Below are 659 nucleotides of genomic sequence, written 5' to 3' on the forward strand. Positions count from 1 at the left end.
TACCGGGGGTTGCAGCTCCTTGCGCCGCCAGCGCCCACACAGGGTCTGACGACACTGGGCATCATGGGCATTCTCTCCCATTTTGATTTCTCGTCCATTGCCGAGGACAGCGCCGAGCATGTTCACCTGGTGGTGGAGGCGGTCAAATATGCCTTTCTCGATCGCCACATGATCGCCGATCCAGATAGCTGCGATGTCGATTTCGGTGCCATGCTCGATCCGGCGCGACTTCGCGCCAAGGCGGAAACGATCAGCGATCGCGCCATGGCCTGGCCCCAGGTCTTTGCCTCCGCCGATACGGTGTACTTCGCCGCCACTGACAAGGAGGGCCGCTGTGCCTCCGTGCTCCAGAGCATCTACTTTGATTGGGGAAGCGGGGTGGTTGCCGGCGATACCGGCATTCTCTGGCAGAACCGGGGGGCGGCATTCGATCCTGATCCCAGCCACATCAACGGCTTTCGACCCGGTAAGCGACCCTTTTACACCCTCAATCCGGGCATCGCTTTGCGCAACGGCAAGCCAGGCTTGCTTTATGGGACCCAAGGGGCGGACGGGCAGCCGCAAACGCTCGCCATGCTGCTCACGCGCCTCATTGATTACGGCAGACGGCCAGCCGAAGCGTTGGCGGGGGGGAGGTTCTTGCTGGGACGGACATTTTC

The 659-nt window shown here is 61.8% G+C and carries 1 protein-coding gene; it reads left to right on the forward strand.

Annotated features, from left to right (window positions below; genetic code table 11):
* A partial coding sequence (locus HRU92_RS20340; RefSeq protein WP_173089217.1) for a gamma-glutamyltransferase occupies positions 1-659 on the forward strand: 659 nt, incomplete at both ends.

The sequence above is a fragment of the Devosia sp. 1635 genome, from assembly GCF_013185955.1.
GTDB lineage: Bacteria > Pseudomonadota > Alphaproteobacteria > Rhizobiales > Devosiaceae > Devosia.